The 16138-nt window shown below is 71.1% G+C and carries 16 protein-coding genes; 11 read left to right on the top strand and 5 right to left on the bottom strand.

Going from position 1 to position 16138, the window contains the following annotated elements; all coding sequences use genetic code 11:
- The first annotated feature begins 110 nt into the window (after positions 1 to 110).
- From DA075_RS09880 to DA075_RS09865, 4 genes are all read left to right on the top strand, one after another.
- Positions 111 to 722, top strand: coding sequence for a c-type cytochrome, methanol metabolism-related (locus tag DA075_RS09880; RefSeq protein ID WP_099953059.1), 612 nt, complete (start codon positions 111 to 113; stop codon positions 720 to 722).
- Complete coding sequence (locus DA075_RS09875) at positions 722 to 1636, top strand: substrate-binding domain-containing protein (RefSeq protein ID WP_099953058.1); 915 nt, start codon at positions 722 to 724, stop codon at positions 1634 to 1636. The genes DA075_RS09880 and DA075_RS09875 overlap by 1 nt, the downstream gene beginning before the upstream one ends.
- Positions 1633 to 2166, top strand: coding sequence for a PQQ-dependent catabolism-associated CXXCW motif protein (locus tag DA075_RS09870; RefSeq protein WP_099953057.1), 534 nt, complete (start codon positions 1633 to 1635; stop codon positions 2164 to 2166). Before DA075_RS09875 ends, DA075_RS09870 begins: the two co-directional genes overlap by 4 nt.
- 64 nt (positions 2167 to 2230) lie before the next feature.
- Positions 2231 to 2935 carry an SDR family oxidoreductase gene (locus DA075_RS09865; protein WP_210207050.1) on the top strand — a complete coding sequence of 235 codons (705 nt, stop codon included), beginning with the start codon at positions 2231 to 2233 and terminating at the stop codon, positions 2933 to 2935.
- 218 nt (positions 2936 to 3153) lie between these two features.
- Here the strand turns inward: DA075_RS09865 and folK are convergent, their stop codons facing one another.
- From folK to folP, 3 genes are read right to left on the bottom strand one after another with little or no spacing between them, the layout of a single operon-like run.
- Positions 3154 to 3639 carry a 2-amino-4-hydroxy-6-hydroxymethyldihydropteridine diphosphokinase gene (gene folK / locus DA075_RS09860; RefSeq protein ID WP_099953055.1) on the bottom strand — a complete coding sequence of 162 codons (486 nt, stop codon included), beginning with the start codon at positions 3637 to 3639 and terminating at the stop codon, positions 3154 to 3156.
- Positions 3632 to 3997, bottom strand: coding sequence for a dihydroneopterin aldolase (gene folB, locus DA075_RS09855; protein ID WP_232385786.1), 366 nt, complete (start codon positions 3995 to 3997; stop codon positions 3632 to 3634). The genes folK and folB overlap by 8 nt, the downstream gene beginning before the upstream one ends.
- A gap of 4 nt (positions 3998 to 4001) precedes the next feature.
- A complete protein-coding gene (folP, locus tag DA075_RS09850; protein ID WP_174800161.1) occupies positions 4002 to 4787 on the bottom strand; it encodes a dihydropteroate synthase in 786 nt (261 codons plus the stop codon).
- Between the two features lie 281 nt (positions 4788 to 5068).
- On the opposite strand from folP, the gene DA075_RS09845 reads away from it, so the two are divergent.
- The 3 genes from DA075_RS09845 to DA075_RS09835 all read left to right on the top strand — a co-directional run bounded on the left by DA075_RS09845 (position 5069) and on the right by DA075_RS09835 (position 8227).
- Positions 5069 to 5857 (top strand): quinoprotein dehydrogenase-associated SoxYZ-like carrier, encoded by a 789-nt coding sequence (locus tag DA075_RS09845; protein WP_414468171.1) that lies wholly within the window; start codon positions 5069 to 5071, stop codon positions 5855 to 5857.
- Between the two features lie 45 nt (positions 5858 to 5902).
- Positions 5903 to 6277 (top strand): VOC family protein, encoded by a 375-nt coding sequence (locus DA075_RS09840; RefSeq protein WP_099953051.1) that lies wholly within the window; start codon positions 5903 to 5905, stop codon positions 6275 to 6277.
- 120 nt (positions 6278 to 6397) lie between these two features.
- A complete protein-coding gene (locus DA075_RS09835; protein WP_099953050.1) occupies positions 6398 to 8227 on the top strand; it encodes a calcineurin-like phosphoesterase C-terminal domain-containing protein in 1830 nt (609 codons plus the stop codon).
- A 43-nt stretch (positions 8228 to 8270) separates the two neighbouring features.
- Here the strand turns inward: DA075_RS09835 and DA075_RS09830 are convergent, their stop codons facing one another.
- The gene (locus DA075_RS09830) at positions 8271 to 9374 is read right to left on the bottom strand and encodes a hypothetical protein (RefSeq protein ID WP_099953049.1); all 1104 of its coding nucleotides are present in this window, start codon (positions 9372 to 9374) and stop codon (positions 8271 to 8273) included.
- 207 nt (positions 9375 to 9581) lie between these two features.
- Here DA075_RS09830 and DA075_RS09825 point away from each other — a divergent pair, with 207 nt between their 5' ends.
- Both DA075_RS09825 and DA075_RS09820 read left to right on the top strand, forming a co-directional pair.
- Complete coding sequence (locus DA075_RS09825; protein WP_164712279.1) at positions 9582 to 10307, top strand: SGNH/GDSL hydrolase family protein; 726 nt, start codon at positions 9582 to 9584, stop codon at positions 10305 to 10307.
- A 401-nt stretch (positions 10308 to 10708) separates the two neighbouring features.
- The gene (locus DA075_RS09820) at positions 10709 to 12277 is read left to right on the top strand and encodes a PAS domain-containing sensor histidine kinase (protein ID WP_099953047.1); all 1569 of its coding nucleotides are present in this window, start codon (positions 10709 to 10711) and stop codon (positions 12275 to 12277) included.
- A gap of 168 nt (positions 12278 to 12445) precedes the next feature.
- Here the strand turns inward: DA075_RS09820 and DA075_RS09815 are convergent, their stop codons facing one another.
- Positions 12446 to 12826, bottom strand: a complete 381-nt coding sequence (locus tag DA075_RS09815) for a nuclear transport factor 2 family protein (RefSeq protein WP_099953046.1) — start codon at positions 12824 to 12826, stop codon at positions 12446 to 12448.
- A 213-nt stretch (positions 12827 to 13039) separates the two neighbouring features.
- Here DA075_RS09815 and recO point away from each other — a divergent pair, with 213 nt between their 5' ends.
- A complete protein-coding gene (recO, locus tag DA075_RS09810) occupies positions 13040 to 13780 on the top strand; it encodes a DNA repair protein RecO (protein WP_099953045.1) in 741 nt (246 codons plus the stop codon).
- Positions 13781 to 13888: 108 nt separating this feature from the next.
- A complete protein-coding gene (parC, locus tag DA075_RS09805; protein ID WP_099953044.1) occupies positions 13889 to 16135 on the top strand; it encodes a DNA topoisomerase IV subunit A in 2247 nt (748 codons plus the stop codon).
- Positions 16136 to 16138: the final 3 nt, after the last annotated feature.

Raw genomic sequence — 16138 nt, 5'->3', positions numbered from 1 at the left:
CGGGCCGGCGCGGGTTTCCGCGCCGGCTCTCTCATGATTAGATGACGTTGACGACGGTGGCGCCGCGGTACCTGCGGCAGCCACCCAAAGTTGTCAGGGAGAAACGTCCGTTGCGTGACCTCAGCAAAGCTGTCCTGCGGCCGTTCGTGGCCGGCCTCGCCCTAGCAGCCATCGGGATGGTTGCCGTACATGCTGAGGATGCCAAGAAAGCCGATCCGGCCCTCGCCAATCAGCTCAACTCCAACGACAAGACCGCCGAGCCCGACGAGAAGCTGCTCGCCAAGGACGCCGCCGTGAAGGTGGAGGACGGCAAGTACTTCGACGCCGCCGGCGCCCCGACCTTCCACATCACCGAGAACGGCAAGAAGGTCGATTGGTACAGCTATTCCGGTTACCGCCGCTATCACGCCGAGTGCCACGTCTGCCACGGCCCGGACGGCATGGGCTCGACCTACGCCCCGGCGCTCAAGGACTCGCTGAAGTATCTCTCCTACGAGGAATTCGTCGGCATCGTCGTCGGCGGCAAGCAGGACGTGAACGCTTCGACCCAGAAGGTCATGCCGGCCTTCGGCGAGAACAAGAACGTCACCTGCTACATGGACGACCTCTACGTCTACCTGAAGGCGCGGGCCGCAGGCGCCATGGGCCGGGTGCGGCCGGGCGACAAGGAGGACAAGCCGGAGGCAGCGCGCAAGCAGGAGAAGGAGTGCCTCGGCGGCTGATGGCTCGGATCCGTCTTCTCCGGGCTTACCTCCCGGCGGCCGGCCTCGCGCTGGCCCTCGCGGGTCCGGCGCGGGCGCAGAACCTGCCGGACCTCGTCACGCCCGACGTGCTGCGGGTCTGCGCCGATCCCGGCAACATGCCCGCCTCCGAGCGCCAGGGCGACGGGTTCGAGAACCGCATCGCGGCGATCCTCGCCGACGAGCTGAAGGTGCCCCTGCGGTATTACTGGCTCACGCAGGGGCCCGGCTTCGTGCGCAACACCCTGGGCACCGGCCTGTGCGACGTCATCATCGGCTCGGCCTTCGGCAGCGAGCTGGTGCAGCACACCAACCCCTATTACCGCTCGGCCTACGTCCTGGTGTCGCGACGCGGCACCTTCGACGGCCTGTCGGGCCTCGACGATCCGCGCCTCAAGGGCAAGGCGATCGGGGTGATCGTCGGCACGCCCCCGGTCGAGCGCATGGGCGCCGTCGGTCTCGTGCCGACGATGAAGCCCTATCCGCCCTACCAGTTCGATCCCGCGCGCAAGCACCAGACCGTCTCGGCCGAGATCGTCGCCGACGTGGCCTCGGGCAAGCTCGACGCGGCCGTGCTGTGGGGGCCCGCCGCCGGCTGGCTCGCCAAGGAGTCCGGCAAGGAGTCCGGCAAGCAGGCGGGCAATCAGGCGGGAAAGGAGGCGGGCAATCAGGCCGGCGGCCTCGACGTGGTGCCGCTCCTGCGCGAGCCCGACCGGCCTCCGCTCGCCTACCGCATCGCCATGGGGGTGCGGCACGGCGAGAACGAGTGGAAGCGGGTCCTCAACACGGCCCTGCGCAAGCGCCGGGCCGAGATCGAGGCGGTGTTGCGCGACTACGCGGTACCGCTCCTCGACGAGGAGGAGAACCGGCTCCTGCCGACGGACCCGAAGCCGTGAGGCGGGGGCTCGCGGTCGCGATCCTGGTTGTGGCCGCGACCGCCGCCCTGGGCGCGCCGCCCGAGCCCGACGGCTACCGCCAGGAGGAGTATCGCAGCCCCACGCCCGCCACCCTGCGGGGTGCCGTGACGGTCACCACGCCGGAGGCCGAGCGGCTGTGGCGGGGGGGCGCCGCCTTCATCGACGTGCTGCCGCGCCCACCCCGGCCCACCACCCTGCCGCCCGGTACGATCTGGCGCGATGCGCCCCACGACAGCATCCCGCATGCCCAATGGCTGCCCAATACCGGCTTCGGGGCGCTGGCGCCGCAGACGGAAGATTATTTCCGGAGCGGCCTCGCGGCGGCGACGGAGGGCAACCCCGGCAAGCCCGTGGTGCTGTTCTGCCAGCGGAACTGCTGGATGTCGTGGAATGCCGCCAAGCGCGCCCTCGCCCTCGGCTACCGGAGCGTCCACTGGTATCCGGACGGGACCGACGGCTGGGGCGAGGCCGGTCTTCCCCTCGAGCGGGCGAGCCCCGCGGCGCCGTGACGCTCCAGCGAGGGCGTGGCATGCAGACGGCATCCGAACCGGGAGACACATCATGAGCCAAGGGATCAGCGATGAGCGCGTCGCCATCGTCACCGCGGGCGGCAGCGGCATGGGGGCCGCGGCCGCCCGCAAGCTGGCGGCGGACGGCTTCCAGGTCGCGATCCTGTCCTCCTCGGGCAAGGGCGAGGCCCTGGCCGCGTCCCTCGGCGGGCTCGGGGTGACGGGCTCGAACCGCTCGACCGAGGATCTTGCCCGCCTCGTCGAGGGCACGATGGCGCGGTGGGGGCGGGTCGACGTCCTCGTCAACAGCGCCGGCCACGGCCCGAAGGGTCCGCTCCTCGACCTCACCGACGAGGACTGGACCCGCGGGATGGAGGTCTACTTCCTCAACGTGGTGCGGCCGACCCGCCTCGTCACGCCGATCATGCAGCGCCAGGGCGGCGGCACGATCATCAACATCTCGACCTTCGCGGCCTTCGAGCCCGATCAGGCCTTCCCGACCTCCGGGGTCTTCCGCTCGGGGCTCGCCGCCTTCACCAAGCTCTTCTCGGACCGCTACGCCCCCGACAACATCCGGATGAACAACATCCTGCCGGGCTTCGTCGACAGCCTGCCGGAGAAGCCGGGCATCCGCGACCGGATTCCCATGGGCCGCTACGGCCGCGAGGACGAGATCGCCGCGGTGGTTTCCTTCCTGGCCTCGGTGGGGGCGGGCTACATCACCGGGCAGAACCTGCGGGTGGATGGGGGGATCACGCGGTCGGTGTAGGATGAGAGGCAGACGGCGAGCGCCATGTCGAGCTGACGGTTCTGCAACCCTCCTCCGTCATCCCGGGGGCCCGCAGCGGAACCCGGGACCCATCACCGCTCACGGTCCAGGATGATGCGAAACGTCGGCCGCCCCGACTTCCCGCCTCCGGCGAGCCCCGGAATGATGCGGAGGGTGTGAGGACCGCCGGGCTCGATCGGGACCATGGGCGGACGCCCTCAGTCACCCGTCTCCACCGGCTCGATCCCGCTCCGGTCGAGCCGCGCCAGCGCCGCCGCCACCGTCTCCCCGCCGATCACCAGGTCCGGCGCGATCTCGGCCAGCGGCACCAGCACGAAGGCGCGCTCGCGCAGGAACCGGTGGGGCAGCACCAGGCGCTCGTCGGAGACCGTGGCGCCGGCATAGTGCAGCACGTCGATGTCGATCACCCGCGGGCCCCACCGGCGCTCGCGCACCCGGCCGAGGCGGGTCTCGGCGGAGAGGCACGCCTCCAGGAGCGCGTGCGGCGAGAGCGTCGTCTCGATGCCGATCGCGGCGTTCAGGAACCAGTCCTGGTCGGTGTCGCCCCAGGGCGGGGTGCGGTAGTGGCGCGAGCGGGCCGTCACCGCGAGGCCGGGCGTGGCCGCGAGTGCCGCGACCGCGGCGTCGAGCATCGCGGCCTTGTCGCCGAGATTGCTGCCGAGCCCGAGATAGGCCTCAGTCACCGCGCGTCCTCGTGATCTCGACCGCGACGCCGTCGAGCACCAGCGGCACCGGCGCGCCCGGCTTGTCGATCCGCACGGTGAGGCCGGCCAGCGCCGGGAAGGCCGCCAGGGCCTCCTGCGCGATCGTCTCGGCCAGGGCCTCGATCAGCCGGAAGCGGCGCTCGGTGGCGATGCGGTGGGCGAGGCTGGCGAGGTCGGCGTAGCTCACCGTCGCGGCGATGTCGTCGCGGCGTCCGGCCTCCCGCAGGTCGAGGCGCGCCTCGAGCGAGAGATAGAAGCGCTGGCCCAGCACCTCCTCCTCCGGCAGCACGCCGTGGCGGGCGAACACCGCGAGGCGGTGGATCAGGATGCGGTCCACCCGGTCAGGCTCCGGCGCGGGAGGCGGGCCGCGTGATCGCGTCGACCACCTGGCAGGCCTCGACATGGGGGCGCACGTCGTGGACCCGCACGATGTCGGCCCCGAGCGACGCCGCGGTGACGTGAGCCGCGATCGAGCCGAACAGCCGGTCGGCCGGCGCGGTCGCGGCGTTGTGGATGCGCCCGAGCACCGACTTGCGCGACACGCCGACGAGGAGCGGAAAGCCGAGCGCCTTCAGTTCGGGCAGGCGCCGCAGCGCCTCCAGGTGCTGCTCCCAGCTCTTGCCGAAGCCGATCCCGGGATCGAGCACGATGTCGCGGTCCGGGATGCCGGCCTGGAGGGCGATGGTCAGCGAGCGCTCGAAGAAGGCCCGCATCTCGTCCATGATGTCGAGGCTGGGATCGATGGTCTCGCGGTTGTGCATCACCACCACCGGCGCGCCGTGATGGGCCGCGACCCGGGCGATCTCCGGCTCCCGCTGCAGCCCCCAGACGTCGTTGACGATGCGCGCCCCGGCCCGCAAGGCCATCTCGGCGGTCGAGGCCTTGTAGGTGTCGATCGAGATCGGGACGGGGAGGGCGGGGCTGAGCAGGCGGATCGCCGGCAGCACCCGGGCCTGCTCCTCCTCGGCCGGCACCGGCACGTGGCCGGGACGGGTCGATTCGCCGCCGATATCGAGGAGGGCCGCGCCTTCCTCCACCAGGCGGGCGGCCTGATCCTGCGCCGCGTCGAGGTCCTGGAAGCGGCCGCCATCCGAGAACGAATCCGGGGTGACGTTCAGGATGCCCATCACCAGGGTGCGGCGGCCGAGATCCGGCAGCAGGGCGGCGAGTGCAGACACGGCATTCCTCAGGGGTGCGATCCTCAGGGCGACCGCCCCGGGATAGGCCGGCGGGCGCCTGCGCGCAACGGCGCCCCGCCGATCACCATCCGGCGAGATGGCGCCCGAAACCGCGCCGCGTCAGGGACTTATCCTGGTGCCGGGCGATCCCGTCCACTACATTGGTCGAAGCGCGAGAGGCCCGCAGAGGCTCGTGTCCGGGAGAACGCCATGAGGGGTGTGCCATGAGAATGTCGTCGGCAAAGGTGTTGTCGGCCCTGGCCATCGTGGCGGCTCTGGCCGGGCCCGCCGCGGCGCAGGACGAGCGGCCCGAGACCACCTGGACCGAGCTGCGCCCCGCGATCCTGGGCGAGCGCCCGATCCGGGACGGGGCCGGGCTCGTGAGCCTCGAGGCACCCAAGCGCGCCGAGGACGCCGCCATCGTGCCGGTGACCTTGCGGATCGCGCTGCCCGACGGCGATGCCCGCCGGGTGAAGAGCCTGACCCTGGTGGTGGACGAGAACCCCTCGCCGGTGGTCGGCACGATCCGGTTCGCCGATGGCCAGCGCCGCTTCGACCTCTCCACCCGCATCCGGGTGAATTCCTATTCCTACGTCCGGGCCATCGCCGAGACCGAGGATGGCGGGCTCTACATGACCAAGGCCTACGTCAAGGCGGCGGGCGGCTGCTCGGCGCCGGCGGTCAAGGATCCGGCCGAGGCCAAGGCCCATCTCGGCGAGATGCGGTTCCGCGCCTTCGCGGAGCGCGGCGAGGCCCAGGTGCAGGTCCGCCACCCCAATTATTCCGGCCTGCAGATGGACCAGGTGACCCGCCTCTACACCCCGGCTTGGTTCGTCGAATCCCTGAGCGTGCGCCAGGGCGAGACGCCGCTCTTCTCGATGACCGGCGGCATCTCGATCAGCGAGGATCCGACCTTCCGCTTCTCCTTCGCCGGCAACGCCGAGCCGGTGACGGTGGCGGCCAAGGACACCGAGGGACGGGTGTTCACGCGGACCTTCCCGGCGGGCAATGGGACGTGACGGCGCAAGCCTGCGGGGGGACGATCCGACGTTCGGCTCGGCTACGTGATCCTGTACGTTCCGGACGTGGCGGCGAGCATCGCGTTCCATGAGCGCGCCTCCGGGCTGGCGCCGCGCTTCGTCCACGAGAGCGGCCAATATGCGGAACTCGAGACCGGCGGGACGGCCCTGGCCTTCGCGGAGGAAGGGCTCGTCGCGCAGACCTGCCCGGGCTTCCGCCTGAACCGCCGCGCCGAGACGCCGGCGGGCTTCGAGGTGGGTTCGGTCGCCGAGGACGCCGCGGCCGCCTTTGCCCGGGCCGTGGCGGCGGGCGCGGTCCCGGCGGCCGAGCCGGTGACCAAACCCTGGGACCAGATCATCGCCTCTGTGCGGGACGCGGACGGTGTGCCGGTGGAGCTGTGCAGCGCCATGGGCGGGTGATCCGTCCCCGGGGGAACCGTCGTCACGGGACCGTCAAGGAGCCGTGATTGCCTTGAGGGCGGATCAACGTGCAGCCTCGATGCGCCCCGGCGGCGCGGCTGCCGGGAGGACGAAGCCGCGATGACGGACCACAACACCCTGACCCGGCGCACGACCCTGGCCGGCGCGACGGCCCTGGCGCTCGCCCCCTTCGCGGCGCGGGCGCAGGGCGCGCCAGCCGCCGCAGCGTCGGGCGCCGGGCAGGTCACCGGCCTCGTCTACGAGGACAGGGGCGGCGAGGGGCGGCGCGGGCCCGACGATCCGGGCCTGCCGGACGTGCTGGTCTCGAACGGCCGCGAGGTCGTCCGCACCGGTCCTGACGGGCGCTACACCCTGCCGGTCGGCGACGAGGCGGTGATCTTCGTGATCAAGCCGACCGGGTTCGCCCTGCCCCTCGGGTCGGACGGCCTGCCGCGCTTCTCGTACCTGCACCAGCCGGCCGGAACCCCGCCGGACCTCGCCTTGCGCTATCCCGGCATCGCGCCGACCGGACCGCTGCCGGCATCCGTCGATTTCGGGCTGGTGCGCAGCCCGGAGAGCGGCGACTTCGACGTGGTGCTGTTCACCGATCCGCAGCCGGAGAGCCACGCCGAGCTGACCTTCGTGCGCGAGACCGCCATCGCCCGGGTGCTCGGCATGAAGGACGGCTCCGGCCAGGGCGCATCCGGCAAGATCGCCTTCGGCAAGATCGCTTTCGGCATGACCACCGGCGACGTGCTGTTCGACGACCTCTCGCTCTATCCGCGCCAGAACCGGCTCGTCGCCCAGATGGGCCTGCCGTGGTTCCACATCGGCGGCAACCACGATCTCAACTTCGAGGCGCCGGACGCCCGCTACGCCCGCGAGACCTTCAAGCGCAGCTTCGGGGCGCCGTATTACGCGCTCGAGCATGGCGGCGTGCTGTTCCTGATGCTCGACAACGTCAATTACCTCGGGGCCCACACCGCCACGGCGGGGCGGGGCGGGCGCTACGAGGGCCGGATCGGCGAGCGCCAGCTCGCCTTCGTGGAGAACCTGCTGAGGCAGACGCCCACCGACCGGCTCGTGGTGGTGGCGATGCACATCCCGCTGGCCAGCGATCTCGGGCCGGACGATCCCGGCATCAGCACCGCCGACCGGGCGCAGCTCTTGCGGCTCCTCGCCGGGCGCCCATCCTTCAGCGTCTCCGGCCACACCCATACCACCGAGCATCATTATCTCGGGCCCGACGGCCGGCCAGGAATCCAGCCAGGAATCCAGCCAGGCATCCAGCCAGGAATCCATTCAGGACTCCAGCAAGGTGCGACGGGGGACGATGCGCACCATCACCACGTGCTCACCGCCGTGTCGGGCTCGTGGTGGGGCGGGCCGCCGGACCGGCGCGGCATCGCCACCGCCGACAGCCGTGACGGCACGCCGCACGGCTTCCACGTGCTCAGCATCACCGGCGGGCGACGCACCACCACCCGCTACGTCCCGGCGAGCGACGATGCGGGCCGCCAGATGCGGATCGTGCTGGAGAGCCAGTTCCACGCCGACGACCTCGCCCGGCTGCCCGACACGCGGCTCTACGAGCTGCTCGGCGCCACAATCCCGGCCGAGAGCGCCGGCAGCACCAACGTGGTGGTCAACCTGTTCGATGGCGGGCCGCGCAGCCGGGTGTCGTTCCGGATCGGCGACGGGCCGCTCGTGCCGATGACCCGGACGCGCCGGCCGGACCCGTTCGTCGCCGCGCTCTACGCCCGCAATACCGCCACCAGGAAACCCTGGGTGAAGGCCGAGCCGTGCTCGCATCTCTGGGTCGCGCGCCTGCCGCGGGACCTGAAGGCCGGCACCCACCGCCTCACGGTCGAGGCGACCGACGAGTACGGCCGTCCGCACCGCGACGCACTGGTCCTCGAGCTGCTGGACGGGGCGGGCCGGGCCGGGTAGCAGCCGGCCCCGCGCCGGCGAGCCGCTGATCCCCGCCGGCTGATTACAACCGGCTCGGGAAGGAGATCACCGCGTCGACCGTCTCCTTGATGGCGCGGCCGGCCGGGGCGAGATCGGGCATCGGTACGCCGAGGAAGCGGGTCGGCTCCTCGGGCGCAGGCGCCGCGGCAGGCTGGGCGGCGGCGCTGCGCGGATGCGCCTCGGGCTTGTCGCGCCGGGCGACCGGCTTCTCCGCCGCGTGCTTCTCGGTTTGGCGCTTGTCGGTCGGGCGCTTCTCGGCGACGGCCGCCTCGGCCGCCTGCCGGGCCGGGGCGGGCTTCGCCGGTTCGGCCTTGGCCTCCCGGGCCGGTGCGGGCCTCGGCGTCGCCTTCGGCTCGGCCTTCGTTTCGCGCGGGGAGGCCGCAGGCTTGGTGTCGGGCTTCGGCTCGACCTTGGCCTGCACCGCCCGGGCCGGCGGCAGTGGCGCCGGCTCGTGGGCCATTGTGGCCTCGCGGGGCGTCGCTGCCTCGCGGGGCGTCGCTGCCTCGCGGGGCGCGGCAACCGGCCGCGGCGTCTCCGGAGCCTTCGGAACGGCGGTCGGCACGGGCTGGAACGCGGCGGCGGTGCCGGTCGCGGCCCCGTCGGAGGAGGGCGACCAAGACCCCTGCGACTGGAATCCTTGTGCCGGGGCTCCCGGCACCGGGGAGGTTTGCGTCAACGCGCCCGACGCGCCGACCGGCTTCGGATCGAGCAGGGCGGCGGGGGCGACCGGCGGCGTCGTGGGCGGCACCGCGGACGCCATCGGCGCCTGGCCCGTGGGGACTTGACCCGTTGAGTCGGGACTCGTGGCCGCCTGGCTCACAGGCGCTTGGTTGATGGACGCCTGAGTGATCGGCACTTGCCGCACCGGGTTTGTCCGCAGCGCTGGGATCCCGTCCTTGATCTCCGGCATGTCGGCGACGCGGCCGAAATGCACCTGCGCGGGCCGCGGCCGCAGCAGGTCGCTGATCGTCGGGTAAGCCGCCGCCGCGAGGCCGGCGCAGCCGCCGATCCCGATCGCGGCCAGGCCCGCCAGCATCGCCGGACGGCCGAGGCGTGCGCGCAGGCTCTCGCGCGGGTCCGTCGGCGGCCGGCGCACCTCGGACGGGTCGATCTCCACTGGCATCATGGCGCGGGCTCTCCGGATTACCTGCCCTCAACCATGATCAGAACCGCCGAATCAGGCGTGAAGATGTCAGAGGAAAACTGCCGGCCTGTGGATAACCGCCAGATGTCCCACGAGATGCCGGCGAGGTCTGCGCGAGGTCCACGATTGACTCGTGGCGGAGGGCGGCGCTTGTACGATCGGGGGCGTCGAGTTCGGACGCGAGGACGGGTGCACACGAGAACGAAGATTGGGATCGCCCTGACCTTGGCCGTCCTGTCGGCCGGGAGCGCCGCGATCCTGGTGATCCGGCACCGCGCCGGCGGCAGCGGGCAGGGTGTGGTGGCCTTTCGCGAGGCCCGGGCCTTCGCGGTGTCGAGCGAGCTCAAGCAGATCGACGGGCCGTACGGCCTGCTCCTCGGCGATTCGCAGATGGAGCGCCTCCACCTGCCGACCCTGTGCGGCCAACCCGCCATCAACGGCGCCATCGCGGGCACGCGGATCTCGGGCCTGCGGGCGGTGGCCGGCTGGCTCGAACTGCCCCGGCCGCCGGAGACGGTCGTGGTGACCATCGGCACCAACGACCTCACCCAGCGCCAGCGCTCCGGCCATCCCGACGCGGCCGAGGGGTTCCGGGACGAGGCCCGCGCCCTGTTCGCCGAGCTGGCGCCGCGGGCCCGGCGCGTCGTCGCCACCGCGGTGCCGCCCTTCGATGCCGGGCGTCCCGGCGTGACGACATTCTACGACGTCGCCGCCGCGCCCGCCTATTCGGCGATCCTGTCGGAGGAATGCGCCCGGGCCGGCTGCCGCTTCGTCGATGCCTTCGCGGACCTGCGCGACCCCGCCTCCCTGGCCCGGTCGCCCGACGGTGTCCATCTCGGCCTCGATTCCGCGGCGCGGGACCGCGTCGCCGCGCGCCTCGAGGCGGTGGCCTGTCCGGACGCCCGTTCGCGCTGAAGCGCGGCTCCCAAGGGGCCCCGCACGGCATCATGCAAATGACGAGAGCCCAATTTACTTGCTCTTAAGGTGCCCTCTTGCGCCGGCCTGCCACCTAGGACTGTGTAGGCGCACCTCCACTCCCCGCGCCACCCTATTCGGCCTCTCGTGGTGGCAAGTGCCGAGATGATGTTGAAGGTGCTCTGGCAGATCATGGTCCGACGGCGATTTTGCGCGGGAAAGCTTTGTAAGCCGGCATTGGGCTCTTGGACAAAACCCGTCCTTAGGTTAGCAGAGATAGGATTCGGTTTTTATCCGATTCGGTCGGATGCGGGCGGCGGCGGAGGCGTGACGAAGTTCGCGCCGGTGCGTCGCCCGGGCGCCGGCCACCCCACGCCCGGGGCGACTGCGTAGGAGAGGTGATGACGGCGCGGACCGCGCACCCGATCGCGGGCATCCCGGTGGAAGGACCGGACGATGCCCTCGGCCGTGCGCTTCCGGAGAGCGAGCCGGGAATGAGCGGGCTGCCGTCGCGCCTGATCCTCGACGCGTTGCCGCAGAAGATCTGGATGCTCGATCACGAGGGGGCGGTCCGCTTCGCCAACCGGGCGGCGCGGGAGATCGGCTCGAGCCTCGGCGAGCCGGACAGCTGGGACAGCGCCATCCACCCGAAGGACCGCAACCGTGCGGCCTCCGCCCGCGCCTCGGCGATCTGCTCGGGCCAGCCCTACGACCTCACGATCCGCCTGCGCGACACCAGCGGGCGCTGGCACTGGCACCAGACCGACGTGGTGCCAATCCGCGAGGGTGCCGGCATCACCGGCTGGATGATGACCGCAGCCGATGTCGACGACGTCGTGGCCGACAACCAGGCGCTGGAAGCCACCACCAACCTGCTGCTCCTCACCCACAAGGCGGCCGGCGTCGGCCTGTGGGACTGGAACATGCGCACCGGCGCGCTCTCGCTCTCGGCGGAGGGCGCGCGCCTGCACGGCCTCTCGGCGCAGGCCTGCATCATCACCTCCTCGGCCTGGACCGGCCTGGTCCATGCCGACGACCGCGCCATGCTGTGGGACGCGGTCACCAAGGCAGTCACCACCCGCACCCCGTTCTCGGTCGACGTGCGGGTGACGGCCGAGCATGGCGGCACCCGCTGGATCCAGAGCCTCGGCCGCGTCCTCGACGACGCCCACGGCCTGAGCGGGCGCATCGTCGGCCTCACCCTGGACATCACCGCCCGCAAGCGCGCCGAGCAGGCGCTCGCCCATGCCAAGGAGGGGGCCGAGCAGGCCAACCGCGCCAAGTCGGATTTTCTGGCGATGATGAGCCACGAGATCCGCAACCCCCTCAATGCGGTCCTCGGCTATACCGAGCACATGCTCAGCCGCTCGCGCGAGCCCGAGACCCTGCGCCACCTCGCCGCCGTCCAGGAGGCCGGCGAGATCCTGATGCGGGTCGTCGACGACGTGCTCGACGTGGCGCAGATCGAGGCGGGCCAGGTCGCCCTCGATCCGGAATCCTTCCTCCTCGCCGACCTGCTGGAGGGCACGGCGGCGGTGGCCCGGGGGGCCGCCTCCCGCAAGGGCGTGGCGGTCGAGGTCCTGCGTGACCCCGCTACCCCGACCCTGGTGATGGGCGATGTCGGCCGCCTGCGGCAGGTGCTGCTGAACCTCCTCACCAACGCGGTGAAGTTCACGCCGGCGGGCCGGGTGGTCCTGGCGGTGAGCCCGGATACCGGCCGCGGCGGCGAGGGCCGGCTGCTCTTCACGGTGAGCGACACCGGCATCGGCATGTCGGCGGCGCAGCAGGAGCGGCTGTTCGTGCCCTTCGGCCAGGGCGACGAATCGATCCGGCGCCGCTTCGGCGGCAGCGGCCTCGGCCTGGTGATCTGCCGCCACCTCGTCGAGCTGATGGGCGGGCAGATCGGCGTCGCGAGCGAGCCCGGCCGCGGCACCCGGATCTGGTTCGCCGTGTCCCTTCCGGCGGCCTAGAAAAGGCCGGGGCCAGCTTGAGGGTCCGAACCCCCTCGGCGTGACGGTTCGAAGGGCCGCCGAGGGTTCAAGCAGCGGTCATCGGGGCAAATCATCTATCCGCAGCACGAAGACCCGGCAGATGCGGCCGGCTCTCGTCTCATGGCCATCCGCTTCGATGACCGACCTTCAAGGTATCGGCTCGACCCATTGCGCGCGAGACGGACCCGGCTCGAACGGATCGCCGAAATATTGGGTCTCGCGAGCGACCTTGCCGTCGCAAAACTCCATGATGCTGACCGTGTAAGACGGACGCCCGTCATAGGTCAGAACATATTCGGTGATCCAGAGATCGCCGTTGCCGGTGATTCGGCGCACCGTGAAGTGCTTCCGGTTTGGTTGGGCGGCGCGAGATGCCTGAATTTTCTCTCGCCCGCGGATGCGCTCGCCTGATTGCGGATAGTCCAGGACGGCATCCTCTCGGTAGATGTCGTGCTCGTCCTCGAAGTCGCTTGCGTCGGACGCGGCCCAGTGCCGATCCAGTGCCGCTCGCACGTCTCGACCGTCCATATCGAGCCTCCTTGAGCATCGCCGCTGACGGGGAGCCGTTGTACCACGCGTTCGCCGGAACCGGCCTGCCGGTTGGAACAGGAGAGCCACCGCCTCGGGACTGTCGAATGTCCGGGAAGGATCGGCATGGGCTCCCGCGCAGAACCGAGCGGATCGGGTCCTGATCCCGGAAACCGGTTCAATTCCGGCCCCCGAGCGACTATTGACCCTTCCATGCAATGGACGGATGACGGGCTGGTTCTCGGGGCGCGGCGGCACGGAGAGACCGGCGTCGTCCTCGAACTGATGACGGCCGAGCACGGCCGGCATCTCGGGCTAGTCCATGGCGGGCGCTCGCGCCGGATGCAGCCGGTGCTCCAGCCCGGCAACCTGGTGCGGGCGGTGTGGCGGGCGCGGCTCGACGAGGGCTTGGGCGCCTACGCGGTCGAGCCGATCGAGAGCGCCAGCGCCCGGCTGATCGGCTCGCGCCTCGCCCTCTACGGCATCGGCTACGCCGCCGGGCTGCTGCGGCTCCTGCCCGAGCGCGATCCCCACCCGACGCTCTTCGCCGCCGCCAAGGTGCTGATCGCCCACCTGCACGAGCCCGAGATCGCCCCCGCCCTGATGGTGCGCTTCGAGCTCGCGATGCTGGCCGAACTCGGCTTCGGGCTCGACCTCTCGGCCTGCGCCGCCACCGGCACCAACGAATACCTCGCCTACGTCTCGCCGAAGAGCGGGCGGGCGGTGAGCGCCGCCGCCGGCGAGCCCTGGCGCGACCGGCTGCTGGCGCTGCCCGACTTCCTGGTCGACCGGCCCGACCGAAGCGGCCTCAACGTGCCGACCGGGCGGGACATCAAGCAAGGGTTTACCTTAACGGGTTATTTCCTCGACCAGCACATCTGGGGCCCGCGCGATCTTGCCGAGCCGGAGGAGCGGATGCGCTTCGTCGCCCTCGGCACCGCCGGGGCGGGTTGAACCTCGTTCGAATGCACGGACGGGTTGCTATCCGTTCCTGGCAATCGGCAAATGTTCGTGTTATGTTCTGGTCTTGAGACCGCCGAAATCGTGAGTTGACGTCCGCCCATGGGAAAGCCCTTCGAGCCACCCTCCGACCGCGACGGGATCGAGAACGTCGACCTGAAGGCGGCGCTGGAGGAGCGCTACCTCGCCTACGCCCTCTCGACCATCATGCACCGGGCGCTGCCTGATGCCCGCGACGGCCTGAAGCCCGTGCACCGCCGCATCCTGCACGCGATGCGGCTGCTGCGCCTCGATCCGGGCAGCGCCTACAAGAAGTGCGCCCGCGTCGTCGGCGACGTGATCGGCAAGTATCACCCGCACGGCGACGTCGCGGTCTACGACGCCCTGGTGCGCCTCGCGCAGGACTTCGCCCAGCGCTACCCCCTGGTCGACGGCCAGGGCAATTTCGGCAATATCGACGGCGACAACCCGGCGGCCCAGCGCTACACCGAGTGCCGGATGACCGAGGTCGCCCGCCTCCTCCTCGAGGGGATGGACGAGGACGCGGTCGATTTCCGCCCCAACTACGACGGGCAGGAAGAGGAGCCGGTGGTCCTGCCGGCGGCCTTCCCGAACCTGCTCGCCAACGGCTCGCAGGGCATCGCCGTCGGCATGGCGACCTCGATCCCGCCGCACAACGTGGCGGAGCTGTGCGAGGCCGCGCTCTACCTCATCACCCATCCGGCCGCGACGTCCGAGCAGCTGACCACCTTCGTCAAGGGACCCGACTTCCCGACCGGCGGCATCGTGATCGATTCGGCGGCCTCGATCGCCGAGGCCTACCGCACCGGGCGCGGCGGATTCCGGGTGCGGGCGCGCTGGCAGAAGGAAGACCTCGGCCGCGGCACCTGGGCGGTGGTCGTCACCGAGATTCCCTACGGCGTGCCGAAGGCCCGGCTGATCGAGAAGATGGCCGAGCTTCTGCACGAGAAGAAGCTGCCGCTCCTCGCCGACGTGCGCGACGAATCGGCCGAGGACGTGCGGGTGGTGCTGGAGCCGCGCTCGCGGACCGTCGATCCCGTGATGCTGATGGAATCGCTGTTCCGGCTGACCGAGCTGGAGAGCCGAATCTCCCTCAACATGAACGTGCTGGTCGGCGGTACGGTGCCGCGGGTGATCGGCCTCGCCGAGGCGCTGCGCGAATGGCTCGACCATCGCCGGGTCGTGCTGCAGCGCCGCTCCCGCCACCGCCTCGCGCAGATCGAGCGCCGGCTCGAGATCCTCGGCGGCCTGCTCATCGTCTATCTCGACCTCGACCGGGTGATCCAGATCATCCGCGAGGAGGACGAGCCGAAGGCCGAGCTGATGCGGGTCTTCGAGCTGACCGAATTGCAGGCCAACGCCATCCTCGACACGCGCCTGCGCAGCTTGCGCAAGCTGGAGGAGATGGAGCTGAAGCGCGAGCACGACGCGCTGACCAGGGAGAAGGCCGATCTCGACGGCCTGCTCGGCTCCGACGACAAGCAGTGGAAGTCGATCGCGACCCAGATCCGGGCGGTGCGCAAGACCTACGGCCCCGAGACGCCGCTCGGCCGCCGCCGCACCACCCTCGAGAACCCGCCCGACACCTCCGGCATCGACTTCTCCGAGGCGATGGTCGAGCGCGAGCCGATCACCGTGATCGTGTCGCAGAAGGGCTGGATCCGGGCGCTCAAGGGCCACGTCGCCGACCTCTCGGCCGTGCAGTTCAAGGGCGACGACACCCTCAAGGTCAGCTTCCCGACCGAGACCACCGCCAAGATCCTGGTGCTGGCCTCGAACGGCAAGGTCTTCACCCTGGAGGCGGCCAAGCTCCCGGGCGGGCGCGGCTTCGGCGATCCGATCCGCCTGATGGTCGACATGGACGAGGGCTCGGAGATCGTCACCGTCTGGGCGCACAAGCCCGGCGTGAAGCTCTTGCTCGCCACCACCGACGGGCGCGGCTTCGTCACGCCGGCCGACGGGCTCGTCGCCAATACCCGCAAGGGCAAGCAGGTGATCGGCCTCGACGAGCCGGCGACGGCGAGCCTCGTCGTCGAGGTGGGGGAGGGCGATCATGTCGCGGTCTGCGGCACCAACCGGCTGATGACGGTGTTCCCGCTCTCCGAGATTCCCGAGATGGTCCGCGGCAAGGGCGTAAGGCTGCAGAAGTACCGCGACGGCACGCTCGACTCCGTCGTGATCTTCCGCCTCGCCGACGGCCTGACCTGGCCCGACAGCGCCGGACGCACCCGCTCGGAAGCCGGCGAGGAACTGGCGAAGTGGGTCGGGCACCGCGGCGGCGCGGGGGCGATGGCGCCGCGGGGCTATCCCAAATCCGGCCGGCCGTGACCG

This window comes from Methylobacterium currus (genome assembly GCF_003058325.1).
Taxonomy (GTDB): Bacteria; Pseudomonadota; Alphaproteobacteria; order Rhizobiales; family Beijerinckiaceae; genus Methylobacterium; species Methylobacterium currus.
Note: the sequence above shows the minus strand (reverse complement) of the source record. Positions and strands in the feature narration are given on the sequence as shown.

Coding starts and splice junctions, on each gene's coding strand:
- DA075_RS09835 (WP_099953050.1), top strand. CDS start 6,398: ATGACGGACCACAACACCCTGACCCGGCGCACGACCCTGGCCGGCGCG.
- folP (WP_174800161.1), bottom strand. CDS start 4,787: ATGGGCATCCTGAACGTCACCCCGGATTCGTTCTCGGATGGCGGCCGC.
- DA075_RS09830 (WP_099953049.1), bottom strand. CDS start 9,374: ATGATGCCAGTGGAGATCGACCCGTCCGAGGTGCGCCGGCCGCCGACG.
- DA075_RS09815 (WP_099953046.1), bottom strand. CDS start 12,826: ATGGACGGTCGAGACGTGCGAGCGGCACTGGATCGGCACTGGGCCGCG.
- DA075_RS09875 (WP_099953058.1), top strand. CDS start 722: ATGGCTCGGATCCGTCTTCTCCGGGCTTACCTCCCGGCGGCCGGCCTC.
- parC (WP_099953044.1), top strand. CDS start 13,889: ATGGGAAAGCCCTTCGAGCCACCCTCCGACCGCGACGGGATCGAGAAC.
- DA075_RS09845 (WP_414468171.1), top strand. CDS start 5,069: ATGTCGTCGGCAAAGGTGTTGTCGGCCCTGGCCATCGTGGCGGCTCTG.
- DA075_RS09820 (WP_099953047.1), top strand. CDS start 10,709: ATGACGGCGCGGACCGCGCACCCGATCGCGGGCATCCCGGTGGAAGGA.
- recO (WP_099953045.1), top strand. CDS start 13,040: ATGCAATGGACGGATGACGGGCTGGTTCTCGGGGCGCGGCGGCACGGA.